The organism is Hoyosella sp. YIM 151337, from assembly GCF_026041215.1.
Lineage (GTDB): Bacteria > Actinomycetota > Actinomycetes > Mycobacteriales > Mycobacteriaceae > Hoyosella.
This window is the reverse complement of record NZ_JAPEIQ010000043.1, coordinates 137,439-160,246: the sequence shown is the minus strand read 5'-3', so window position 1 is coordinate 160,246 and position 22,808 is coordinate 137,439. Positions and strand designations below refer to the sequence as shown.

At 64.5% G+C, this 22,808-nt stretch carries 22 protein-coding genes; 16 read left to right on the top strand and 6 right to left on the bottom strand.

Annotation, left to right across the window (positions count from 1 at the left end; translation table 11 throughout):
• Positions 1-60: 60 nt before the first annotated feature.
• Entirely contained in the window at positions 61-1,056 is a 996-nt protein-coding gene (locus tag ONR57_RS21110; RefSeq protein ID WP_265125675.1) for a DNA cytosine methyltransferase, read from the bottom strand.
• 319 nt (positions 1,057-1,375) lie between these two features.
• Here ONR57_RS21110 and mobF point away from each other — a divergent pair, with 319 nt between their 5' ends.
• The 4 genes from mobF to ONR57_RS21090 all read left to right on the top strand — a co-directional run bounded on the left by mobF (position 1,376) and on the right by ONR57_RS21090 (position 6,745).
• Complete coding sequence (gene mobF / locus ONR57_RS21105; protein WP_265125674.1) at positions 1,376-4,930, top strand: MobF family relaxase; 3,555 nt, start codon at positions 1,376-1,378, stop codon at positions 4,928-4,930.
• 146 nt (positions 4,931-5,076) lie between these two features.
• Complete coding sequence (locus ONR57_RS21100; RefSeq protein ID WP_022916707.1) at positions 5,077-5,466, top strand: hypothetical protein; 390 nt, start codon at positions 5,077-5,079, stop codon at positions 5,464-5,466.
• Positions 5,467-5,792: 326 nt separating this feature from the next.
• Positions 5,793-6,152, top strand: coding sequence for a helix-turn-helix transcriptional regulator (locus ONR57_RS21095; protein WP_022916706.1), 360 nt, complete (start codon positions 5,793-5,795; stop codon positions 6,150-6,152).
• The gene (locus ONR57_RS21090; RefSeq protein ID WP_265125673.1) at positions 6,149-6,745 is read left to right on the top strand and encodes a cadmium resistance transporter; all 597 of its coding nucleotides are present in this window, start codon (positions 6,149-6,151) and stop codon (positions 6,743-6,745) included. The genes ONR57_RS21095 and ONR57_RS21090 overlap by 4 nt, the downstream gene beginning before the upstream one ends.
• A gap of 278 nt (positions 6,746-7,023) precedes the next feature.
• Here the strand turns inward: ONR57_RS21090 and merA are convergent, their stop codons facing one another.
• Positions 7,024-8,424: a mercury(II) reductase gene (gene merA / locus ONR57_RS21085; RefSeq protein ID WP_265125672.1), complete on the bottom strand. Its 1,401-nt coding sequence runs from the start codon at positions 8,422-8,424 to the stop codon at positions 7,024-7,026.
• Positions 8,425-8,528: 104 nt separating this feature from the next.
• On the opposite strand from merA, the gene ONR57_RS21080 reads away from it, so the two are divergent.
• Positions 8,529-8,918, top strand: coding sequence for a heavy metal-responsive transcriptional regulator (locus ONR57_RS21080; protein ID WP_022916703.1), 390 nt, complete (start codon positions 8,529-8,531; stop codon positions 8,916-8,918).
• Positions 8,919-9,288: 370 nt separating this feature from the next.
• On the opposite strand, the gene ONR57_RS21075 is transcribed toward ONR57_RS21080, so the two are convergent.
• The 4 genes from ONR57_RS21075 to ONR57_RS21060 form a co-directional block, all read right to left on the bottom strand.
• On the bottom strand, positions 9,289-9,597 hold the full coding sequence (locus ONR57_RS21075) for a sigma factor-like helix-turn-helix DNA-binding protein (RefSeq protein WP_022916702.1): 309 nt from the start codon (positions 9,595-9,597) through the stop codon (positions 9,289-9,291).
• Positions 9,598-10,187: 590 nt separating this feature from the next.
• The gene (locus tag ONR57_RS21070; RefSeq protein WP_265125671.1) at positions 10,188-10,748 is read right to left on the bottom strand and encodes a DUF4232 domain-containing protein; all 561 of its coding nucleotides are present in this window, start codon (positions 10,746-10,748) and stop codon (positions 10,188-10,190) included.
• 14 nt (positions 10,749-10,762) lie between these two features.
• Positions 10,763-11,404, bottom strand: coding sequence for a DUF4232 domain-containing protein (locus ONR57_RS21065; RefSeq protein ID WP_265125670.1), 642 nt, complete (start codon positions 11,402-11,404; stop codon positions 10,763-10,765).
• Positions 11,405-11,504: 100 nt separating this feature from the next.
• Positions 11,505-12,572, bottom strand: coding sequence for a hypothetical protein (locus tag ONR57_RS21060; RefSeq protein ID WP_265125669.1), 1,068 nt, complete (start codon positions 12,570-12,572; stop codon positions 11,505-11,507).
• A 79-nt stretch (positions 12,573-12,651) separates the two neighbouring features.
• On the opposite strand from ONR57_RS21060, the gene ONR57_RS21055 reads away from it, so the two are divergent.
• The 11 genes from ONR57_RS21055 to ONR57_RS21005 all read left to right on the top strand — a co-directional run bounded on the left by ONR57_RS21055 (position 12,652) and on the right by ONR57_RS21005 (position 22,800).
• A complete protein-coding gene (locus ONR57_RS21055; RefSeq protein ID WP_265125668.1) occupies positions 12,652-13,644 on the top strand; it encodes a YihY/virulence factor BrkB family protein in 993 nt (330 codons plus the stop codon).
• Positions 13,645-13,825: 181 nt separating this feature from the next.
• Complete coding sequence (locus ONR57_RS21050) at positions 13,826-14,425, top strand: sigma-70 family RNA polymerase sigma factor (protein ID WP_265125667.1); 600 nt, start codon at positions 13,826-13,828, stop codon at positions 14,423-14,425.
• Positions 14,422-15,147, top strand: coding sequence for an anti-sigma factor (locus ONR57_RS21045; RefSeq protein WP_265125666.1), 726 nt, complete (start codon positions 14,422-14,424; stop codon positions 15,145-15,147). The genes ONR57_RS21050 and ONR57_RS21045 overlap by 4 nt, the downstream gene beginning before the upstream one ends.
• An 88-nt stretch (positions 15,148-15,235) precedes the next feature.
• Complete coding sequence (locus tag ONR57_RS21040) at positions 15,236-15,589, top strand: hypothetical protein (RefSeq protein ID WP_265125665.1); 354 nt, start codon at positions 15,236-15,238, stop codon at positions 15,587-15,589.
• Positions 15,590-15,629: 40 nt separating this feature from the next.
• Positions 15,630-15,767: a hypothetical protein gene (locus ONR57_RS21035; RefSeq protein ID WP_265125664.1), complete on the top strand. Its 138-nt coding sequence runs from the start codon at positions 15,630-15,632 to the stop codon at positions 15,765-15,767.
• A gap of 84 nt (positions 15,768-15,851) precedes the next feature.
• Positions 15,852-17,462 (top strand): molybdopterin-dependent oxidoreductase, encoded by a 1,611-nt coding sequence (locus ONR57_RS21030; RefSeq protein WP_265125663.1) that lies wholly within the window; start codon positions 15,852-15,854, stop codon positions 17,460-17,462.
• A 155-nt stretch (positions 17,463-17,617) separates the two neighbouring features.
• Positions 17,618-18,319 (top strand): fasciclin domain-containing protein, encoded by a 702-nt coding sequence (locus ONR57_RS21025; protein WP_265125662.1) that lies wholly within the window; start codon positions 17,618-17,620, stop codon positions 18,317-18,319.
• A 118-nt stretch (positions 18,320-18,437) separates the two neighbouring features.
• Positions 18,438-18,956: an O-acetyl-ADP-ribose deacetylase gene (locus tag ONR57_RS21020; RefSeq protein WP_374116504.1), complete on the top strand. Its 519-nt coding sequence runs from the start codon at positions 18,438-18,440 to the stop codon at positions 18,954-18,956.
• A 40-nt stretch (positions 18,957-18,996) separates the two neighbouring features.
• Entirely contained in the window at positions 18,997-19,569 is a 573-nt protein-coding gene (locus ONR57_RS21015; RefSeq protein ID WP_265125660.1) for a PadR family transcriptional regulator, read from the top strand.
• Between the two features lie 49 nt (positions 19,570-19,618).
• Entirely contained in the window at positions 19,619-21,679 is a 2,061-nt protein-coding gene (locus tag ONR57_RS21010) for an NADPH-dependent 2,4-dienoyl-CoA reductase (RefSeq protein WP_265125659.1), read from the top strand.
• A 74-nt stretch (positions 21,680-21,753) separates the two neighbouring features.
• Positions 21,754-22,800, top strand: a complete 1,047-nt coding sequence (locus ONR57_RS21005) for a zinc-dependent alcohol dehydrogenase family protein (RefSeq protein ID WP_265125658.1) — start codon at positions 21,754-21,756, stop codon at positions 22,798-22,800.
• Positions 22,801-22,808 lie beyond the last annotated feature (8 nt).

Genomic DNA, 22,808 nt, shown 5'->3' with positions numbered 1-22,808 from the left:
GGTGCTGGCATGACACCCATCCTCTCGGGGAATCAGACCCTCCACCAGACGCGGGGCGATTCATGGTTCGAGGCCCATCACCCATTCCACGAACTCCGGCGCGGGCCGTGGCCCCTTCTCTTCGTTCAAGAGCGCTGGTGCGGGGGCGGGTCGGCCGGTGATGTGTTCCCATCGGGCGATAGCTGGGGCGTAGCGTCCCCAGCGGTGAAGATGTCCTCGATCAGGGACCACAGCGTCTCCGACTCGCTGTTCTGCTTCGGTGAGCCATGCGGTCCGTGCAGGGCGGGGTCGATGATCTGATGGCTCAGCGCGATCGTGCCCCGACGAGCCCGGACCTGTTCCAGGCTCTCGCCGCCGCGGGAGGAGTCCGAGGCCAGCGGGGTCCGGAACAGGGCGGTCGGCGAAGACGAAGACACGGAAGCGCTGATGCGGTGCGCCGATGGATGATGCCGGTAGGCCGATCCATCGCGCATCTCGCCGCAGGTCGGCCAGGTCTCCCGCCACGGCGCCAAACGCCCTGAGAAGTCGGGTTGCATCGTCTCCCACACCCCACGGGTCGGGTTCCATCTCGCGAAGGGTTGTGGTCGCATCGGCGGCGGGGGTTGCGGTGGCGGGGTTGCTTCGGGCATTGGTTGCTCCTTCCGGGAGGTTGCGGACCGCCGGCGTGGAGAGCAGACCGCGGACGTTCTCGATCACCACGAACTCCGGCTGCAACGCCTCGATCGCGGCCGCCATGTGCGACCAGAGCCCCGAACGGGTGCCGGGCGCGAGGCCGGTCTGCTTGCCCACCGTCGAGACGTCTTGACATGGAAAGCCGCCGCAGAGGATGTCCACCGACGGCACGTCGCTCCAGTCGATGGTGGTGACGTCACCCAGGTTCGGCGCGTCGGGCCAGTGGTGAGCGAAGATGCGGGCGACGGGTTCGTTGATCTCGGAGAACCAGATCGTCTCGGCGTCGAAGACATGCTCGACGGCCAGGTCAAGGCCGCCGTATCCGGAGAACAGCGACCCGACCCGCAGACGATGGTCCTCAGGTGGGACAGAGCGGTCGTGCATGAGGGCTCCGGCAGTTCGGTGACCCCGGACCCGGACCCCTCACGGGGCCGATCGCCGGGCTGATCACCTGCCAGGTGCACGACACCGCTCAACTGCCGCCGATGCCTCGCTGACGACACGACCAGGCACGCCCACTCCCGGCCGTCAGACCAGCACCCATCCGACTCTCGCTCAGCCCGCCATCGGAGCTGCCACGCCTCTTGCAGGTCGAGGTTGACGCTGTCAGCCAAGGTTGACGTCGGTTGTCGAGAGCAAGTGACTCCGAGCCTGCTCGGCTTGGTCGCCGGGCGCTCACCTGACTGTCACGAAGGAGGCAGTGGTGACGGTCTCGATGCGGGTCATGTCGGCTGGCGACGGCTACAAGTACCTGCTGCGCACGGTCGCTGCGGCCGATGGTGATCGGTCGCTTTCGACCCCTCTCACGCGTTACTACGCCGAGGCGGGCACACCACCAGGCCAGTGGCTTGGGTCGGGGGTGGCCTCCCTCGGCACGGGCCGACTTGCCGTGGGTGATCGGGTGTCGGAGGCCCAGCTCCAGCTCTTGATGGGTATGGGCCGCGACCCGCTCACCGGCGACCCGCTCGGTCTGGCGTTCCCGGCCTACAAGTCCGCGGCAGAGCGGATCGAAGCCCGCGTGGCTGGCCTCGACCCGGCGTTGAGTCCTGGCGCGAAAGGTGAGGCGGTCGCGCAGATCGAGGCCGAGGAGAGTGAGTGTGGGACGCGGCGGGCGGTTGCGGGGTTCGACTTCACTTTCTCGATTCCGAAGTCCGCTTCGGCACTGTGGGCGGTCTCTGATGCCGGGACGCAGGCGTTGATCGGTGAGGCGCATCATCGGGCGGTTGCGGAGGTGGTTGCGTTCATGGAGCGAGAGGTTGCAGCCACCCGCACCGGCGCAACCGCCGGCGACGGAGCTGTTGCACAGGTCGATGTCACCGGGCTGGTAGCCACGGCGTTCGATCACTTCGATTCCCGCGCCAGCGACCCCCACCTGCATACCCACGTCGTTATCTCCAACAAGGTACAGACTGCCTTGGATGGGAAGTGGCGGAGCGTGGATGGGCGGCCGATGCACGCCGCCGTCGTCGCGCTCTCGGAGCTGCACCAGGCGGTGTTCGCCGATCACATGACCCGCACCTTCGGCGTCGAATGGGAAGCCCGTGACATGGGCCGGGACCGGAACCCGGCGTGGGCGATCACCGGTGTGCCGGAAGAGCTGGTCCAAGAGTTCTCCACCCGCGCCCGGCACATCGACACCGAGACCGACCGCCTCATCGCCGAGTACGTCGACAAGCGCGGGCGGCGGCCGTCACCGGCGACGATCATGAAGCTGCGCGCCCAAGCCACCCTGTCCACGCGCCCCGACAAGGAGGTCCGGTCGCTGGCGAACCTCACCGAGCAGTGGCGCACCCGTGCCACCGGTGTAATCGGTCAGGACGCCACTACATGGGCACGCGCCGTCACCGACAACGAGACGCCCTTACTGCTGCGAGCCGACGACGTCCCACTCGGCGTGGTTGCCGAGCTCGGGATCGCGGTGGTCGAGGTCGTCGGTGAGAAGCGCTCGACTTGGCGCCGTTGGAACCTTATGGCCGAGGCGTCCCGCCAGACGATGGGCTGGCGGTTCGCCTCCATGCAGGACCGGGAGGCGATCGTCGGCATGGTCGCTGACGCCGCCGAGAACGCGTCGCTGCGACTCACTCCACCCGACCTCACTACCAGCCCAGCAGCGCTCCGGCGCGTGGACGGCACCAGTGTGTTCCGGCCCAAGCACTCCACCGTGTTCTCCTCCGAGCTGTTGCTCGCAGCCGAGGACCGGCTGCTCGACCGATCCCGCACTATCACCGCACCCACGGTCCCAGTCGGCACTGTGGAAACGATCACCTCCCAGGCCGATGCCGAGAGACGAATGCTCGGCGAGGACCAGGCCGACGCTTTGATGAAGATCGCCGTCTCCGGGCGGGTGCTCGACGTGCTCGTCGGCCCGGCAGGTGCGGGCAAGACCACGGCTATGTCGGCGTTGCGGAGGATGTGGGAGAAGGAACACGGTTCCGGGTCCGTGGTCGGGCTGGCCCCCTCCGCAGTGGCAGCGCAGGTCCTCGCTGATGACCTTGGCATCGCGACGGAGAACACCGCGAAATGGTGGACCAACCACCTCGTGCACGGGACGAGGTTCGAGGCGGGGCAGCTCGTCATGATCGACGAAGCATCCCTGGCAGGCACCCTGTCCCTGGACCGGATCACGCACCTCGCGGAGCAGGCGGGCGCGAAGGTGCTGCTGGTGGGTGACTTCGCCCAGCTCCAGTCCGTGGACGCCGGTGGCGCATTCAACCTCCTTGTGAGCGACCGGGACGATGCTCCCCAGTTGGTCGACGTCCACCGCTTCACGAACGCCTGGGAGAAGACCGCATCCCTTGGGCTACGGCATGGACGTACCGAGGTGATCGACGCCTACCTCGATCATGGCCGCATCCACGAGGGCGACGCCGAGGCGATGACCGATGCCGCTTACGCCGCCTGGCGCGCCGACCGCGACGCCGGGTCGGTGGCAGTGCTGATCGCCGAGACCCGCGACGACGTGAACACCCTCAACACCCGTGCCCGCGCGGACCTGATCCTCGACGGCACCCTCGCACCCGGCCGCGAGGTCGAGCTGACCGACGGCACCACCGCCGGGGTCGGGGACACGGTCATCACCCGCCGCAACAACCGGCGCCTTCGCAACGGCAAGGACTGGGTCCGCAACGGCGACACCTGGACTATCAAAGACGTGCGCGACGATGGCTCGGTCACGATCCGTCCCAGCAGACGCAGATTCGGCGGGTCGATCGTGCTGCCGACGTCGTATGTGGCCGAGCATGTCGATCTTGGGTACGCGGTCACCGCACATCGCGCTCAGGGTGTCACGGTCGATACCGCGCATGTGTTGGTGGGGCCGACGACCACGCGGGAGAACTTCTATGTCGCCATGACCCGCGGCAGGCACTCCAACCGGGCGTATGTGGTCCTGGACCGCGCGGACGATGCCCACGCCGAGCCGCATCCAGGCGACAATCCCGACGCCACCGCCCGGAGCGTGCTCTACGGCGTCCTCCAGCACGTCGGCGCGGAGCTGTCCGCCTATGAGACCATCACCGCGGAACACGAGCAGTGGGGCTCGATCGCCCAACTCGCGGCCGAGTACGAAACCATCGCTGCCGCAGCCCAACGTGACCGCTGGGCGACTTTGATCCGTGCCTGCGGTCTCACCGAAAGCCAGGCCGACGCCGCGGCGGACTCGGAGGCCTTCGGAGCACTCACCGCCGAGCTGCGGCGCGCCGAGGCCAACCACCACGATATGGACCGTTTGCTCCCGCGCCTGATCGCGGCCCGCGGGTTCGATGACGCAGACGACATCGCCTCCGTCCTGCACCACCGCGTCACTCGCGCCACAGCACGTCCCGCCGGCTCGGGCCGGACCCGGACGGCACCGCGGCTGATCGCCGGGCTCGTCCCCGCAGCGCGAGGCCCGATGACCGCTGACATGCGCCATGCCCTCGATGAATGTCACCAACTCATCGAGCAACGAGCCACCGCCGTCCTGGACACCGCCATCACCGACCAAGAGCCCTGGACTACCCGGCTCGGCGCCGTGCCCGAGGGAGAGAAGGAAGCGCAGGCGTGGCGGCGCGAAGCGAGAGTCGTGGCCGCCTACCGCGACCATTACCAGATCACCGGCAGCCACCCCCTCGGCCCCGAACCGGACACCACGGCGCAGAAGATCGGCCACGCCCGTGCCGACACCGCCCTCCAACGCGCCCAAGCCATCACCCGGCCCCGGCAGGATGGGCCGGGGCCGCAACCGGCCGGACGCGACCAGATCGGTCCCCGGCTGTGAGCACTTTCAGATGTCAGAGATCGGGCGTATCGTGGAGGCGAGGCAGGATTCTTCTCACCACTCGGCCGTACGCGGTCAGTCCGGCTTTGGACCCTTCTCAACGCACTGCCTCCTCAGGTGAAACGTGCGATTGAGAGGAGCCGATCATGTTCCGCCTCCTGCTAGCGGGAAGCCTCAGAATCCGATACTTCCTGCGCCGCTACATGCCCACCAACATCCTCGCTGACGCGATCCACACCAGACGCGGCGTGAAGTGGGGACCGGTAGCGATGCTGCTGGCCGTCCCGTACTTCGCCGCTGCCGTCTGGCTCGTCGGCGTTATCGAACAGGGCGCGCCGGGCTGGCTCCACCTGTTCGTACTGCTGACAGTGTGGTCCGGATTCAAGATGCTCTGGCTCGGACCCGCCAGCATCGCCTGGCTCCTCCGAGCCCGCCTCGGTGAAGCCGGCGCACGTCGACGACAGCGACGAACCGCCCCACAAGAGGCCAACGACACATCCGAAAGAGGCATGTCCGAGTTGGCGAGGATGGTCTGATATGCGCAGTGACCAACATGTGCCGCACGCTCCAAACGCGGTGGCAAGAACCGCAGACTGCCCCGGACCTTCACGCCCCAACGCACGAACCTGGTAGTGGAATCGTTGGCGGGACGACGGGCGTGTCCGGCATGACGCCCCGTCGCCGGGCACCTTCTCGGGCGGATCTTGCGAACACCCGAACACGCGCGACCGATGACCTGCACCGTTCCCGTCATGGGTTCCCCAACTGGCACAGCCAGGAGGGTGTTCGGCTCGGTTCGCACACGTAACTTGATTCCGGGCTGCGCCTGGGACACTTCAGTCCCTGCTGTATAGTTCAGTGCATGCTGACCATTGCTTCTCGCCTGAACGTCATGAACCGGCTGGGCCGCGCGCTGGCCGACCCGACCAGGTCCCGCATCATCCTGACGCTGCTCGACCGACCGGCCTACCCGGCAGAGCTGGCCCGCGATCTGGATCTGACACGCTCTAACGTGTCCAACCATCTGGCGTGCCTGCGCGACTGCGGGATCGTGATCGCCGAGCCCGAGGGCCGCAAGACGCGCTATGAGATCGCCGATCCGCACCTGACGCGGGCGCTGACTGCCCTGGTCGACGTCACCCTCGCGTTGGACGAGAACGCCCCGTGCATTGAACCGGCCTGCTCGGTGCCCAGATGCGACGCAGCAGAGGTGGTCGCGTGATCCTGGCTTCCGTCCTGCAGGCAATCGGCCTGTTCATCGTGACCAACATCGACGACATCATCGTGCTCTCCCTGTTTTTCGCCCGCGGCGCGTGCCAACGCGGGACGACCACGCGCATCCTGGTCGGCCAGTACCTGGGGTTCGCCGGCATCCTCGGTGCCGCTGTGCTGGTGACTATCGGAGCCGGAGCATTCCTGCCCTCAGCAGCTATCCCGTACTTCGGGCTCATCCCCCTGACCCTCGGCCTCTGGGCGGCATGGCAAGCCTTACGCGGAGACGATGACGACGATGACGCCAAGATCGCAGGCAAGAAGGTCAGCGCGTGGACCGTCGCAGGAGTCACCTTCGCCAACGGCGGAGACAACATCGGCGTCTACGTCCCCGTCTTCCTCAACGTGGAACCCATCGCAGTGGTCGCCTACTGCCTCGTCTTCCTCGCACTCGTCGCGGTCCTAGTCATACTCGCCAAGTTCGTCGCCACCCGCCCGCCGATCGCCGAAGTCCTCGAACGCTGGGAACACATCCTGTTCCCCATCGTCCTGATCGGCCTGGGCATCCTCATCCTCGTCAGCGGCGGAGCGTTTGGTCTCTGACGAAGCCAAAGCGAACAAGAGAGGTCCCCAGGCTCGACGTTCCGGTAGAGGATCCCCTGGCGGGACGTCACCACCGCACTTCTTCCAACCCAGGTACGCTTCGGCCCGGCGGGTTCCCCTTATGGAGATGCCGCAGCCCACTGTCTGAAGGAGTGCTTACAGGTCCAAGGCATCTAGGGCGGTGGGTCGTGCTTGTGTTGTGCCCGGCGCGGCACAGGAGCGCGTGCACCACCAGGCGACGTCGCGCTCTGGCCCCAGCCTCGGGTTGGGGCCGCGGGTCAAGCGCAGCAGGACGTTGGCATCTGGTTGCGGAAGAGGCCGGCCGCGATGCGCAGGCTTTCGGCCATGGTCAGATATGGCGCCCAGGTATCGGCCAGATCATCGACGGTCATGCCGGCTTTGATGGCGTAGGTGGCCGCCAGCATGATCTCTCCGGCGCCGTCAGCCAGGGCGTGTACGCCCAGGATCTCGCCGCTCTCGGCGTCGGCGACGAGCTTCACCGCGCCGCGGGTGTCGTGCTGGACCAGCGCCCGGGGGACGTCGGAAAGGTCCAGGACGCGGCAGTCGCAAGCGTGCCCGCGGATGAGGGCCTCGTCCTCGGTCAGCCCCGCTGAGGCCAGCTGGGGCCGGGTGAAGACGACCGCTGGCAAGCCGGCGTAGTCGACCCGAGCTACCTGCGGGACTCCGTCATCGGTCAGGGCGTTGAGCGCGGCGGCCCGACCGCCAGCGGCGGCGACGTAGACGTACTGGGGAGCCCCAGAGACGTCACCCGCGGCGTAGATGCGGGGATTGGAGGTGCGCTGGGCCTCGTCGACCACGATAAAGCCCCGCTCGTCCACGTCCACACCGGCCGCAGCCAGGTCCAGGCCGTCGATACGGGGCAGGCGTCCGGTGGCCACCAGGACCCGCGCGCCGCGCACCTGCTCGCCCGAGTCCGTGGTCACCACCACCTCTCCTGCGGGGCCCGCCTCGCGAGCCACCGTCGTCGCGTGCTCTTCCACCACGGTGATGCCGTCGTCGGCAAAAATCTCTCGAAGACCCTGGGCCAGCTCCGGCTCGGCGTGGGGCGCCAGACGCCCCACCACCGACACCCGGGCGCCGAGGTGAGCGAACAGCTGGGCCTGCTCCATCCCGACGTACCCGCCACCGATGACGGCCAGGGACTCGGGCAGCTCAGTGAGCTGCATCGCGGTGGTGGACGTCAGCCAGTCCACGGAGCCAAGGCCGGTCACGTCCGGGACGGCGGGGGCGGAGCCGGTGGCGACCAGATAGGCCCGTGCCCGCAGCGACTGGCCGTCGACGGCCAGGGTGTCCCTGTCCAGGAAGGTAGCCTGGCCCGGGCGGACCTCGAAGCCGTAGGCGGCGGCCACGTCGGCGTACTTCGCATCGCGCAGGCGCTCGATCAGGGCGTCCTTCTGGGCCACCAGATCGCCGAGGTTCACGCGCCCGGCTGCCGTTGGGGCGCCGGTGAAGGGGTTGGTGATCGCGGCGTGCCGGGCTCCAGCGGCCGCCAGGAGCGTCTTGGACGGCACGCAGCCGATGTTCACGCATGTGCCGCCCAGGACACCCCGCTCGATCAGCACGACGCTCTTACCGGCCTGGCTGGCCGCGATGGCGGCCGACATGGCCGCGCCTCCTGAGCCGATCACGGCCAGATCGATGTCGTAGTCCTCAGTCATCTCGCACCCTCATTTGCGTTACGCGTTTTCAGTGACCACACTGGACGTTCCAGTGCAGGGGAAGGTCAAGGTGAACATGGAAGAGAGCCGAGCAAGGGGTCACTGTGCGCATCGGTGAGCTGGCCGAGGCCAGCGGCACCACGACCAAGACGCTCCGCTTCTACGAAGAGGCCGGACTCCTGCCCCCGCCTGAGCGCACCGCCAACGGATACCGCGACTACGCCCCTGATACCCTGGTGCGCCTGGATTTCGTTCGCCGCGGCCGCACCGCTGGGCTCACCCTGGCCCAGATCCGCGAGGTCCTCGACATCCGCGACGCCGGAGTCGCGCCCTGCCAGCACGTGCACGACCTGCTCGAGGCCCGCCTGGGCGACCTGGACCAGCAGATCGCCGACCTGCAGGCACTGCGACACACCGTCGCGCACCTTCGCGACGGTGCCGCCACCAGCGACCCCACCAACTGCGACGCCACGACCGTCTGCCGCTACCTGTGACCGCACGGAACCGGCGCCGTCTGGCACCGGACCCACGCTCAATGCCGAACAGCGTCCGGTGAGCGATCGGCTAACGGAACGTCAGTCAGCGTAGCCCCGCCAGCATTACCCGGAAGCGAAAGTTGCCACGGAGCGTCGACAGAACCCCAAAAGCCACACCCACCGGCGCAGCACTCCAGCCAACCCCGCGCAGGCCAGCGATCATCGCGATATACCGGAGGATGGGGCACGGACACCGTACGAAACCACCGAATCCGGGCCGGTACAGCCGGAAATCTCACGAACGCCCGATGGCGGCCGATCCAGCAACGCGAAGGCCATCGTCGGCCTCTACCGCCCCTGCCGACAGCGAGGTGAGCTACACAGCGGGTCAGACCCTGGCGGGACGGCGACCGCGCGGGCGGATCGTTCCCCCACCGGCCACGACCGCAGAGCGCACCGTCTCATGGCCGACCCCCAGTTCAGCTGCGACCTCTTCGAGCGTCATGCCCTGCTCGTACAATCGCGCGGCCTCCCGGCGCCCGGGCTCATCCAGACCGCGGCGGCGCATCGCGACGCCCACCTGAGAAGCGAGCCGGTGCACCGTCGTGCGATGTATCCCGAACCGCCGCACCAGCTCATCAACTGGCACACCCTTGGCGTACTCCTCGGCCAGCGCAGCCCGATTCGAGACACTCAAACGGGTTTGAGACCGGGGTGAATTTTTCGCCACTGAGCCGCGCACATCCGCGATAGGCTGACGTTCAGGACGCGACGCCGAGCGCCGTGATCCCCGCAGAACCCGGCGAATCAACGTCACGAGCGGCTTGCGTGGGTTTGAGAACCACCCAGCGAGGTGCACATCTGTTCATGCAGGTCAAAGCTATTTTCGATAGCCGTTGATCGTGCCCGTGCCAGAGACGTAACCCAAGGCGGCGCGCGAGTACGGTCGCGCTGGAAGCGCCGGAAAACGCGAGACAGGCGGCCGCTACCTGCTTCGGTCGTGCCCTCGTTGGCCGGTGAGTCACTCTCGGCAACTTTCCATGCGTGTTCGAAATCCTCGGCCGTGGCGTTTGCGGAGGCTGCGGCGATCCTTGCGGCACTCCGGTCATCAGAACCAAAGGCGCACCGCCCCCACATACCAGGAAGCGGTGATGGAACAGCCCTATCCAGATTGCCGCACATCACGGCTGCTCGAGGCGTATACGGAGACGAGCACGAGCAGAGCTGCCTCCGGCTTTCCGGAACCGTCTACGGCTGTTGTCCGGTCGGCGCCGGGTCTGAGCGGCATTATTCCTGTACGCCCGGCACTACCGTCGTCACATCGAGCTGGTGCGCGTCCGCATTGATGTTGGCGCAGGCAGTAGCACTGTTCGCAACGTAGAGGGAGTCGTAATCGTTAGGCGGGTAGATGCGGAAGCCCGCGACCTGCATCGGGTCGCATACGTCCGCAGGATAGTTTTCGACGTCCACCGCGCGAATACGCGCAGAGGCTTGCCCGTCGGGGTTCAGAGATACCGCACCGCCAGTAGCGCCGCTGCGTTCCGCCGCGCGTCCAATCTGTGAACCGTCAGCCCCCGTCACGTAGGAGACTCCCGGAAAGCCTTGCAGCGTGCAAGTGTCGCCACTGACGTTGGTGAAGATGAGGGCGTAGACCGTTGACCCAGCCGCGCCTTGTGGTTCACCGAGGCTCACGTCGAGTTCCGCGGTGGTGCAGCCTGCCACTGACTGCGATGAACTCATTAACTCAGGGGTTGTCGGCGGTTGCGCTGTGCCGCAACCTGCCAGCGCTGTCGCGGCGATCAACATGGTGGCAGCGCCGGTTCGAGTCGTGACTGATTTCCCACTCATTTCGTGCCTCCGTGCTATTCACCGGCACCGGCGACGACGGCGGTGACGTCAAGTTGGTGCGCATCCTCGGTCGCGTTCGCGCACGCTGTGGTTTCGTTCGCGATGAAGAGGTAGTCGAAGTCATTGGGCGGATAGATTCTGAATCCTGCCACGTCCGTCTGGTCACACACATCGTCGGGATAGTTCGTGACGTCGACGGCCTCTACTTCTGATGAAGCCTCATCACCAGGCGTGAGGTTGACGGCTGTCCCTGCATCCCCGCGCCGTTCAGCGGCTTGGCCGATTTGTGAGCCGTCCTCGCCCGTCACGTAGGAGACGCCGGGGAATCCGTGCAGCACACATGTGCGGTCACCGGTGTTGGTGAAGACGATCGTGTACACCGTCGAACCGGCTGCGCCTTCCTCCCCGCCGAGCTCGACACTCAACTCATCGGTGAGGCAGCGTTCGCCGTGCGGGGGGCCGACTGGCGTCTCGGTAGCCGGGGTTGTTTGCTGCGCTTCAGGTGTCTCCGGGCTTGGTTGCGCAGCGGTTTGCTCGTCGGTGACACCCGGCTCAGGCGCAGGCTCACCTTCCTCGACCGTCGCACACCCGGCAAGCGCGAGAGCAAGGGCGCAGCTTGCGGCTGCAGCCAAACGTAAGGGGGTTCGTCCATTCATGTGCGCGCCCTCCATCCATCGTCAGATTCTCCGAGGCGGCGGTTTGTGAACGAATGTGATCTTACTCGCAGAAGGATAGCGGGTGTCTGAAATACCCTATTCAGCCGAGAACTTCACGATCGGCGCCAGTTGGCTCGCCGGTACGGACGTTTATCCGATAAGAAATGACAGCCATCACGAAAAGACCGATTGCGACATTGGTAACGGCACCGAACCCGTCCGTCGCGAATTCGGAGAGCGCGTTGAGTGCTGTGAAGATCAGGGCGGCCAACCGCAATGTCCGCAACGGCCACAGCGTGTCGGCCCGGTGCAGCCAAAGCATGGCAGGCAGCGCGAGGGCAAGTGTAATCACGGCGCTGACGAACAGGATTCCGCTCGCAATTCCCATTTCGCCCACTTGGATGGCGCGAGCGCGGTCGTCGAGATCGAGACCCCCTGCCAGCAACTGAACAACGCCAAGAACCAGTCCGCTGGATGCAGCGAGCACCAGAAGCCATCCGAGTACCGGCACCAGTACTGGGTGTCTCAGAAAACCCGGCACGAGCCGTGGCGCTAGCTCTCGCACTGCATGCAGCCGATCGTCACGCTGATCCGCGCTGGCGAGAAGCATCCGCACCGCACGCACCGCGGTCGGGTCAGCCCCCAGCTGCTCAGCCTGCTCGATCAAACGGAATGCGGCCGCACGGCGCCCCGGTGGCAGTCCATGCACGACGCCGTCGGCGGCGATCGCAGCGGCGTTGGCGAGATTCTCGTCCGCCGTGGGAGCGCGGAACTGGCGGATTACCCGATTCGCGACGAGGAGCAGCAAGACCGTGACGTACATGATTTCGGCGGAGGGGCCGTAGAAATAGTCGTTGTCGACTGTGACAAACTTGCCGATTTCGTCGAGGAACAGTCCGAACCCGACGCCCCCAAGCACTACCGCGGTCACGCGGACTGCAAAGCCGAGAAACAACCAGCCGATCAGCAAGGCCAACACCATCGCCAGGCCGCCGTGCACCGCGTGCGCGATGTGCAGGGTTTCACCTCCCACCTGCGGGTAGTCAGTAATTGCGAGGTAGAGGCGCGTCAGCAGGATCGTAGCGATTGCGGCGACGAGGAACGCTTCGGCAGCAGAGCTGCCGAAGAAGTTGCGTATTAACTTCGTCCGCTGTCGCAGCGGTGGCATCGCCGTAGCCCGCACAACATACTGTGGCATAACGATTAACGCCGCGGAATGCGTTATCGACAAATTACATAAGGAGTGCATGAGGGTGAAGCTGACGGTTGCATCGTTTCGCTTCGTGGCAAAAAAGACAGTGCGCCAGTTCCTGCGCGATGACTGTATGGATCTCGCGGCGGGTTTGACGTTCTACGCTGTCCTCTCCCTGTTTCCCGCACTGCTCGCACTCGTCTCGCTGGTGGGCGTCCTCGGCGAGGGGCAGCGCACCGTAGATTCCGCACTCGACTACCTCGCCGGCGCAGCGCCTGACGTCGTCGTGGAGGCCATGGAGGGGCCGGTCGAGCAGATCGTTACAGCGCCAGCAGCCGGATTCGCGCTGGCAGTCGGTTTGGTGGGTGCGCTGTGGACCGCGTCAATTTATGTAAACGGCTTCGGCCGTGCGATGAACCGCATCTACGAGATCGAAGAAGGGCGGCCTTTCTGGAAAGTCCGCCCATTCATGGTCGGAATCACGGTGATCGTCCTCATATCAGTTGCCCTGGTTTGTGCGATGCTCGTGGTGAGCGGGCCAATCCTGCGCGCCGTGGGCGACATAGTCGGTCTCGGCGACAGGGCTTTGCAAGTGTGGAACCTTGCTCGCTTTCCGCTGATTCTATTTCTCGTCATTATTCTCGTGGGTGTTCTCTACTGGGCGACACCGAACGTGCGGCGCCACCACTTCCGCTGGCTGAGCGCAGGTGCGGTCGTAGCGATCACCATATGGGTGTTGGGGTCGGTCGGTTTCGGAATCTTCGTCACGAACTTCGGCAACTTCAATCAAACGTACGGATCGCTGGCAGGGGTGATCGTTTTCCTCATGTGGTTGTGGATCACGAACATGGCGCTCCTTTTCGGTGCCGAACTGGACAGCGAAATCGTGCGCGCGAGGCAGCTGCAAAAAGGGCTGCCTGCCGAAGACAACATTCAGCTCGAAGCCAGAGACACCAGGGGTTTCGACAAACGCGCCCAGCAACGTGAAGAAGAGCGTGACGAAGGAGTTGCGCTGCGCCGCTCACGCGGCACGTCCGAGGCTGATTGAGTCTTTCGCAGCGTGTCCGAGGTCACCCGACAGCGACCAATCCTGTGTGCGCCTGGCTTCGAATAGGCATGTAGAAGTCGCAAGCGGTGGTGAGGTGCGACCTGGCATACACCGGTTTCGCCAATACAGTGCGCCGCGTGCGGATGTCGCACATGCTGAGAGGGATCAGGAAGGATCCGAAATGCCGGAGCATGAACGTGTTCGGGCCGTCGTTCCAGTCGGGGCGGACGACGCGCCTGAGCCGCCCGAGGTCCTCCTCGCCCGCGCTGGCCTCGGCGATGAGGACGCTTTCGCGCAGCTTTACGACGAGGTGGCACCGTCAGTGTTCGGCCTTGTGCGGCGCATTGTGCGAGATCACGCTCAGTCGGAGGAAGTGGCGCAGGATGTCTTCGTCGAACTGTGGCGAACCGCGCCGCGCTTCGATCCCGCGCGCGGCAGCGCGATGACCTGGGTGCTGACTCTCGCGCATCGGCGCGCGGTAGATCGAGTGCGTTCGGCACAGGCGTCCACGGACCGTGAGCGCAAAGCGGCATTCATGTCTGAGCCACGGAGCTTTGACGAAGTCAGCGAAAAGGTCGACGCGAAGATGGAACAGCATCAGGTACAGCGATGTCTCGGCTCGCTGACCGAACTGCAGCGAGAGTCGGTGATGCTTGCTTTCTATCAGGGGTATACGTACCCGGAGGTGGCGGCCTTACTGAAAGTACCGTTGGGCACCATCAAGACCCGGATGCGGGATGGGCTCATCCGGCTGCGTGATTGTCTGGGGGTATCGCGGTGAGGATTGATTTTCACTCTCTGACCGGAGCGTACGCGCTTGATGCGCTCCCCCCGATCGAGCGCGAACGTTTCGAGGCACACCTGAAGCGTTGCCCTACCTGCGCAAACGAAGTTGCTGAATTGCGCGGTGCGGCCGCGCGAATCGGCGCCGCGGCGGCTGCGGAGCCGCCCAGTCACTTGCGCGAACGCGTGCTGCACGAGGTTTCACAAACCCGGCAACGACCGCCAGAGGTGGCACCCGAACGGCGAAAGCCACAGTGGCTTCCTGTTGCTTCGGCCGTGGCAGCCGCGGCTAGTCTCCTCATCGCGATCGCCCTCGGTATCCAACTCGGCCAAGTGAATCAGCAGCTCGGCGAGGAAAGAGAAGCACGCGAACTCATCGCGCAGCGCTACCAGGAGTTCGCAGACCTCGTTACCGCCGGGGATGCGCAGCTGATGACAACCACAATGGAGGGTGGAGGTACCGCGTCAGCAGTCGTCGCGCACAGTCACAATTCTGCGTTGTTCGTGACGCATGACTTGCCTCCGCTGCCGGAAGACAGCGACTACCAGCTGTGGGTCATCGGTCCGGACGGGACCCATTCGCCTGGTGTTGTCGAAACGGAAGGCGCAGTGCTCGCACGAGGGATCGGTGCTGACACGCAGCTAGCCATCACCGTGGAGCCGGCAGGCGGATCGCCGCAGGGCACTACGGACCCGATCATGGTGATGCCAGTCGGGTAGGCGGGGTTCCCGGCGTGCAGCGCGCTTTATGGATAGCGGCCGCGTTCACAGGATTTCGGCTCTGGGACGCGGCGGCTACCGTCACTTCTTGTACGGCCCAGACAGCAAACTCATCCCCAAGCCGGTGATCACCATGTCGGAACACAACACAGCCGCCCCGTCGGTACTGAACCGCCGCGAACTCAGCGTCTTGCGTGCGACGCGCAACGGGCGAGTGCATCTCACGCTCAGCCGTGAACCGGAACTGTTCATCGACGGACTACCGCTGTGTGACCAGTCCACAGCTTATGCACTGGTGCGGGCTGGACTCGTGCACCCGGTGCGTCCCGGAAGCGTTGGGGAACGCGTCCCAGCTATGTTGACCCCAGATGGCGCGACCGCGATCGACGCGATCGGTTCGGACAGCGCGGCACGAAATTCGTGGTCAGCGCGTTACGCTTAAACTGTTTGACACGCACGTACGTCGAGACGGACGAGGCACTATGGCTGATCCGCAAAGTAAGAACCCTCTGGTCTGGCGGATCGTCATGATCGCTGTGGCGGCCCTGGGCGCCTACCTGATCCTCGATGCATGTACCAGGCAGAGCGCTGAGGCGCTCGCAGCGCTTTTCGGGGCTTGACTCCGTGCTGTGCCGTTAAGGCAATCCGCCCGCCTCCCTGCGCCGAATCCTCCATTGATGCGCCGAAGCAGGAGGCCTAGCGTGATGAACCGCAGTGATACAGAGACCGCGACTGGGGCACGCGGCCGAACACCCCCGATCTCAAGGCTGCATTCCGCTGTCGCGTGTGTGGTGGCCGTGGTGGCCGCAGTCGGCGCTGGACACCTCGTGGCGGGCATCGTCGCGCCGGATTCGTCACCGCTTTTCGTCGTCGGCAGCGCCGTCATCGACATCACACCCGCTCCGCTGAAAGAGTTCGCGATCCAGCAGTTCGGTGAGGACAACAAATCTGTTCTGCTTGGTTCTATTGGCGTGACGCTGCTGCTGCTCGCGATCGTGTCTGGTTCGCTGTCGCGGTCTTCAGCGGCCCTCAGCGTCACGCTTATCCTGGCTCTGGGGCTGGTCGGCACCGTCGCTGCTGCTTCGCGTCCGACTTTCGCCGTCGGCTGGCTCGCCGCAGCCGTGACAGCCCCAGTCGCGGGTATTCTCGCCCTGCTTTGGCTGCGCCGCGCCGCTCGTAGAGCAGCATCTGAGAACGCCGCTAGCGAAATGCCAAAGCAAGTGACATGGCACGTGCCTGATCTTGGTCGGCGCTCATTTCTGGTGTCGTCAACCGCGGTGGCAGTGGGCGCCGGCGCCGCCGCGCTAGGTGGCAGCCTGCTGTCGCAGCGCACCGGAGCGGAACAGTCGCGGGACGCATTGCGGGCGCTCTCCATCACACCGAATGTGCCCGCTCCTCCCATTCCCGCAGGAGCCGACTTCGCGGCCGACGGCACGCCTTCCTTTATCACGCCTAACCGAGATTTCTATCGCGTCGACACCGCGCTGACCCCGCCGCGCTTGCGCGCCGATGCGTGGCAGCTTCGGATTCACGGGATGGTCGACCGGGAGCTTTTCCTCACCTTCGACGATCTTCTCGAGCTGCCGCTGTACGAACGCACGATCACCCTCGTCTGTGTGTCAAATGAGGTGGGAGGACCCTATATCTCGAACGCGAATTTCATCGGCGTATCACTGCCAGACGTACTGAACGAAGCGGGTGTTAATCCCGCGTCCAACCAGATCGCCACAACAAGTTCGGACGGATGGACGTGCGGCACTCCGGTCGATGCCGTGATGGCCGAAGGCAGCAACGCAATGCTCGCGATCGGCATGAATGGTGACCCTTTGCCCGTCGCGCATGGCTTCCCGGTACGGATGGTGGTGCCTGGGCTCTACGGCTATGTGTCCGCGACCAAATGGCTCGTCGACATGGAACTGACAACATTCGACGCCTTCACTCCCTACTGGGTGCGGCGTAACTGGGCTGCGCGCGCGCCCGTGAAAACGATGTCGCGGATCGACCGGCCCCGCTCGTTCGCCGAGGTACCAGCGGGCCGCTTCATCGCTGCAGGCATCGCCTGGGCACAGCCCACCGGCATCGCACGCGTCGAGGTCAGGGTGGACGGCGGTCTGTGGCAAGACGCCGACCTCAGCAGCGAAGTGAACAACGACACATGGCGCATGTGGCGCATCGAGCTGGACGTCTCACCTGGAAACCACCGCATCGAGTGCCGCGCGACCGACCGCGACGGGTACACGCAGACAGAACAACGCGTGCCGCCGATCCCTGACGGGGCTACCGGCTGGCATTCGGTAGCGTTCCGGGCTGAGTAAAAGCGACGGCATTGCGCGTTCCCTTTCTCAAAAAAAGGGGACTTCGAAAATTTCTGTCAGTCCCACCAATCCCCCGCGCCCGACGTTCCGAAGAACTGGATGTAGGTGCCGGACGAAATCCACCGGGGCCACGTCCGATGAAGGAGTGATAGTCCATGCGCGTAACGAAAAACATCGCCGTACTCTCAGCTGCCTCTGCACTCGCGTTGGCGATGGCGGCCTGCGGTACTGATGACGGCAACGGCACGACTGACACCGTTCCGGATGCCGCTCCCACCGAAATGACCGAAATGGGCGACGATACGACCGGCACCATGAATGGTACCGACGAAATGGAAATGGAAACGCGCGACGGGGTCACAACCGTTGACGACGTATTCGGTGAAGCGTGCGGCGCTGTTCCGCAGGATCCGTCGGACCCAGGATCACTAGACGGCATGGTTGCCGATCCTGTCGCCACCGCGGCGAGCAACAATCCGCTGCTTCAGACGCTTGCCACCGCGGTGGCTGAAGCAGGCCTCGTGGATACACTGAACGATCCATCGGCCGAATACACCGTGTTCGCACCTACAGACGACGCTTTCGATGCGCTCGGCGAGGAGACGCTCAACGCGGTTCTTGCTGATCAGGAGCAGTTGACGGCCATCCTGACCTACCACGTGATTTCCGAGCGGCATGATCGCGACGCAATCCTCGAGGCAGGCGAACTTGAGACTATCCAGGGCGAGACGCTCACTATCGGCGGTTCCGGCGACGACGTGACAGTGAACGAAGCCAGCGTGCTGTGCGGCAACATCCCAACGGCGAACGCGACGGTGTTTGTCATCGACACTGTGCTGCTGCCACCGGAGGAGTGATGCAGCTGCCTTTTCCAGCAGCACCAACCTAATTCGCTCGAGCGCCCCAGTTAACGCTGGGGCGCTTTTCGCGCGCCCCATATAATCGCATTTATTGCGACGCTGAGTGGAGATGACGATGCACATCGAAGTCCATCAGGGTGATATAACGCGGGTCGCGGTGGATGCGATCGTTAATGCCGCCAATTCATCCTTGCTCGGTGGTGGTGGCGTGGACGGCGCGATACATCGCGCCGGCGGTCCAGAAATTTTGCGTGAATGCCGGAAGCTTCGGGACACCGTACTGCTCTCCGGACTCCCGGCTGGCAACGCTGTTGCGACTACGGCCGGGAAACTGCCCGCACGCTGGGTGATCCATACTGTTGGTCCGGTTTTTTCACAATCCGAGGACAGGTCGCACCTGCTTCGCTCGGCTTACCGGAGCAGCGTTGAGGTCGCGACAGATCTCGGTGCTGAGTCAATTGCTTTCCCGCTTATCTCGGCTGGCGCCTACGGCTGGCCATTGCAGAACGCGGCCCTGATCGCGGTGGAGTCCGTGCTGGACTCCACCGCCAAGATGCGTGTACGTCTGGTCGCCTATTCCCCTTCCGCTGCCGATGCACTCCGCCATGCCCTTGACCAACTGGGGAGCGACTAGGGCCTTGCTATGAAACGGGTTGCATAGCTATGCTCCTGTCATGTCACTGGAGCATGCGATTTTGGTGTCGCTGATGGAACGGGCCGCGTCGGGTTACGAGCTCGCCCGCCGCTTCGACCGTTCTATTGGCTACTTCTGGAACGCAAGCCACCAGCAGATCTACCGCACCCTTAAGCGCATGGCGGATGTTCATTGGGTCGACCAGCAGGTCGTCTACCAGGACGACCGGCCCGATAAGAAGGTCTACAGACCGAGCGTGGACGGCCGCCGTGCCTTGCGCGAATGGATTGCCGAGCCAGTCTCCGGAGCGAACACGCGGGCGATACTCGCCGTCAAGCTTCGTGGCGCGAACTACGGCGATCTCGATCAACTCATCGAGGAGTTCAAACGGCATCGAGAAGCCGCTACCCGGCAACTCGCCGTCTACCACGAAATCGAAGCGCGTGATTTTCCAGATCACACCAGCCTCACGGGCACTGCACTGCACCAGCATTTGGTGCTTCGAGCAGGCATCCTCGAGCAGCAAACCTTCGCTTCCTGGTGCGCTGAAGTCATTGACCGGCTCACTGAGGATGCGAACAAACTCACGGCACAGCCCGCCGAATCACATTGAACCGCGGCCGCAGCCCGGCCCGGTTCACATCACCACGAAAGTGACAATGATGGCAGCTAGTTCTCTCGCGGCAGCGCAGCCGCATCCGAAATACCCGCACCTGCTTTCCCCGCTCGACCTGGGGTTCACGACACTGCGCAACCGCATCATCATGGGGTCGATGCACACCGGGCTCGAGGACCGACCGAAGAACACCAAAAAGCTTGCTGCGTACTTCGCTGAGCGCGCACGCGGCGGGGTTGGCCTCATCGTCACCGGCGGCTACTCGCCCAACCTCGAGGGTTGTCTCTACCCCTTCGCTGGGAAGCTCACCACGAAAAAGGAAGCGCGCCGCCACCGCGAAATCACCGACGCGGTACATGCGGAAGGCGCGAAGATCGCATTGCAGATCCTGCACGGCGGCCGCTACAGCTATCACCCGCTCAGCGTGTCCGCGTCTCGTTTGAAGTCGCCGATTACCCCGTTTGCGCCGCTGCCGCTTCCAGGCCTGGCCATCAAGAAAACGATCAGGGATTACGCTCGGTGCGCGAAGCTCGCGCACGATGCCGGTTATGACGGCGTCGAGATCATGGGCGGCGAGGGGTACTTCATCAATCAGTTCCTCTGCAAACGCACCAACAAACGCTCAGATGAGTGGGGCGGTTCGGCGGAGAACCGGCGCCGCATCGCAGTCGAGATCACCAGCGCGGTGCGCAAAGCCGTCGGGCCGAACTTCATCATCATTTTCCGCCTGTCCATGGCCGATCTCGTCGAAGACGGCCAAACCTGGGACGAGATCGTCGCGCTCGCCAAAGATCTTGAAGGCGCAGGCGTCACCATCATCAACACCGACATCGGCTGGCACGAGGCGCGCGTTCCCACCATCGTCACGTCGGTACCCCGTGGCGCTTTCGTCGATGTCACATCGAAGCTGGAGAAGTACGTCGGCATCCCGGTTTGTGCCTCGAACCGCATCAACATGCCCGAACTCGCGGAAGAAATCCTCGAGAACGGCGATGCGCAGTTGATCTCGATGGCGCGGCCCATGCTGGCCGACCCCGACTGGGTCAACAAGGCAGCTGAGCTGCGCGAAGACGAAATAAATACGTGCATCGCCTGTAACCAGGCATGCCTGGACCACGCCTTCGGCATGAAGCGAGTATCGTGCCTGCTCAACCCCCGAGCCGGACGTGAAACAGAACTTGTATTGCTACCGACAAAGCGGGCAAAAAAGATCGCCATCGTCGGCGCCGGCCCCGCTGGCTTGTCCGCTGCCGTGAACCTCGCCGACCGTGGCCACAAGGTTGAGCTATTCGAGGCCGAATCCGACATCGGCGGCCAGTTCGCGATTGCGAAGGAAATACCGGGCAAAGAAGAGTTCACGGAGACGATCCGGTACTACCGGCGTCAACTCGAACTCAAGGGAGTCATCGTTCATCTCAACACTCGAGTGTCGGCTGACGCCCTCGTCGCGGGCGGTTTCGACGATGTCATCCTCGCAACCGGCGTGGTTCCCCGCATCCCCACTATCGACGGAGTCGACCATCCCAAGGTGATCACCTACGCGGAGGCCGTGAAGGAAAAGAAGCCGATCGGAAAGAAGGTCGCTGTCATCGGCGCCGGCGGTATCGGGGTGGACGTCAGTGAGTACCTCACGCATGAAACGTCACCCACACTCAACCTCGAGGAATGGAAAGCAGAGTGGGGCGTGACCGACGACGAGTCGGCACCTGGCTTCCTCACGGCACCGCGGCCCAGTCCCTCACCCCGCGAGGTTTATCTGCTCCAGCGCAAGACTGGCCCGATCGGCAAAAACCTCGGGAAAACTAGCGGCTGGGTCCATCGCGCAGCCCTCAAAGCCAAGGGTGTCAATAAGCTGAACGGTGTGAACTACGAGCGTATCGACGACGCCGGCCTGCATATCTCATTCGGTGAGGACCGCAAGGGCGCGAAAGTGCTCGACGTCGACACGATTGTGCTGTGCGCTGGGCAGGAATCGGTGCGGGATCTCGAGGACGCGCTGAAAGCGGCGAAAATCCCGACCCACATTATCGGTGGCGCCGACGTCGCCGCTGAAATCGACGCGAAGCGCGCGATCAGGCAAGGCACCGAGCTCGCAGCGAAGTTGTGAGCCATCGCGCAGGTGGGCGATGAACCCGCCCATCGCCCACCTGCGCGAGCCGGTCCTCATATAGCGTGGGGCGCATGCGTTCGACAATCATCCATGGCCCCCGCGATATTCAGCTCGAGAGTGTGCCAGACCCCACCCTGTCGGCGGATACGGACGCGATCGTCCGTATCGTTCGCACGTGCGTGTGCGGTTCCGATTTGTGGCCCTACCGTGGTGCGGAACCGACTGAGGGTCCTCACCCCATCGGTCACGAGTTCATTGGAATCGTGGAGGACGCGGGCCCACAGGTGCGCACAGTCCGCAACGGCGACTTCGTAATCGCACCGTTCGCCAACAGCGACGGCACCTGCGCCAACTGCAGTAACGGGATCTACACGTCATGCTCACGCGGCGGGTTCTGGGGCGGCCGCAACCGCGCCGGTGAACAGCTAGGCGGTGCGCAAGCAGAATACGTGCGCGTGCCTTTCGCCGACGGCACACTCGTACCGCTCCCCAGCCAGCCGGAGCCAGACCTCTACGCAAGTCTTCTCACACTCACAGACGTCATGGGTACTGGACACCACGCGGCAGTGATGGCAGACGTATCCCCGGGTTCTTCCGTCGTCGTCGTCGGCGACGGGGCTGTCGGTCTCTGCGCCGTCATCGCAGCCAAACGCCTCGGCGCTGACCGCATTGTCGCAATGTCACGGCACTCGCCCCGCCAGGCGCTCGCGAAAGAGTTCGGGGCGACCGACATCGTCTCCGAACGCGGGAAGGAAGGGGTCGCCCACGTCAAAGAACTCCTCGGTGGCGGAGCCGATTGCGCACTTGAATGCGTCGGAATGAAAGACTCGATGGCCCAGGCGATCGCGTGTCTGCGGCCGGGTGGCCGACTCGGTTTCGTTGGAGTGCCCGCAGGTGCACCAGAGTTGCCCGTCGGTGTGATCTTCGGTAAGAACCTTCGCGTGGGAGGCGGTGTTGCGCCCGTGCGAGGCTATATTCCTGAGCTCCTTACCGACGTGCTGGAAGGCGTAATCGACCCCGGGCGCGTTTTCGACCTGGAGGTTCCGCTTACCGATGTCGCCCGCGCGTACGAGGCCATGGACCAGCGCGCGGCGATCAAAGCGATGCTCATCCCGTAAGGACGGCT

Excerpts from the sequence above, each read along its gene's own strand:
- ONR57_RS21035 (WP_265125664.1), top strand. The coding sequence starts at position 15,630 with ATGGCTGATCCGCAAAGTAAGAACCCTCTGGTCTGGCGGATCGTCATG.
- ONR57_RS21065 (WP_265125670.1), bottom strand. The coding sequence starts at position 11,404 with ATGAATGGACGAACCCCCTTACGTTTGGCTGCAGCCGCAAGCTGCGCC.
- ONR57_RS21070 (WP_265125671.1), bottom strand. The coding sequence starts at position 10,748 with ATGAGTGGGAAATCAGTCACGACTCGAACCGGCGCTGCCACCATGTTG.
- ONR57_RS21020 (WP_374116504.1), top strand. The coding sequence starts at position 18,438 with ATGCACATCGAAGTCCATCAGGGTGATATAACGCGGGTCGCGGTGGAT.
- ONR57_RS21030 (WP_265125663.1), top strand. The coding sequence starts at position 15,852 with ATGAACCGCAGTGATACAGAGACCGCGACTGGGGCACGCGGCCGAACA.
- ONR57_RS21025 (WP_265125662.1), top strand. The coding sequence starts at position 17,618 with ATGCGCGTAACGAAAAACATCGCCGTACTCTCAGCTGCCTCTGCACTC.
- ONR57_RS21005 (WP_265125658.1), top strand. The coding sequence starts at position 21,754 with ATGCGTTCGACAATCATCCATGGCCCCCGCGATATTCAGCTCGAGAGT.
- ONR57_RS21100 (WP_022916707.1), top strand. The coding sequence starts at position 5,077 with ATGTTCCGCCTCCTGCTAGCGGGAAGCCTCAGAATCCGATACTTCCTG.
- ONR57_RS21055 (WP_265125668.1), top strand. The coding sequence starts at position 12,652 with ATGAGGGTGAAGCTGACGGTTGCATCGTTTCGCTTCGTGGCAAAAAAG.
- ONR57_RS21010 (WP_265125659.1), top strand. The coding sequence starts at position 19,619 with ATGGCAGCTAGTTCTCTCGCGGCAGCGCAGCCGCATCCGAAATACCCG.
- merA (WP_265125672.1), bottom strand. The coding sequence starts at position 8,424 with ATGACTGAGGACTACGACATCGATCTGGCCGTGATCGGCTCAGGAGGC.
- ONR57_RS21050 (WP_265125667.1), top strand. The coding sequence starts at position 13,826 with ATGCCGGAGCATGAACGTGTTCGGGCCGTCGTTCCAGTCGGGGCGGAC.
- ONR57_RS21015 (WP_265125660.1), top strand. The coding sequence starts at position 18,997 with ATGTCACTGGAGCATGCGATTTTGGTGTCGCTGATGGAACGGGCCGCG.
- ONR57_RS21095 (WP_022916706.1), top strand. The coding sequence starts at position 5,793 with ATGCTGACCATTGCTTCTCGCCTGAACGTCATGAACCGGCTGGGCCGC.
- ONR57_RS21060 (WP_265125669.1), bottom strand. The coding sequence starts at position 12,572 with ATGCCACCGCTGCGACAGCGGACGAAGTTAATACGCAACTTCTTCGGC.
- ONR57_RS21110 (WP_265125675.1), bottom strand. The coding sequence starts at position 1,056 with ATGCACGACCGCTCTGTCCCACCTGAGGACCATCGTCTGCGGGTCGGG.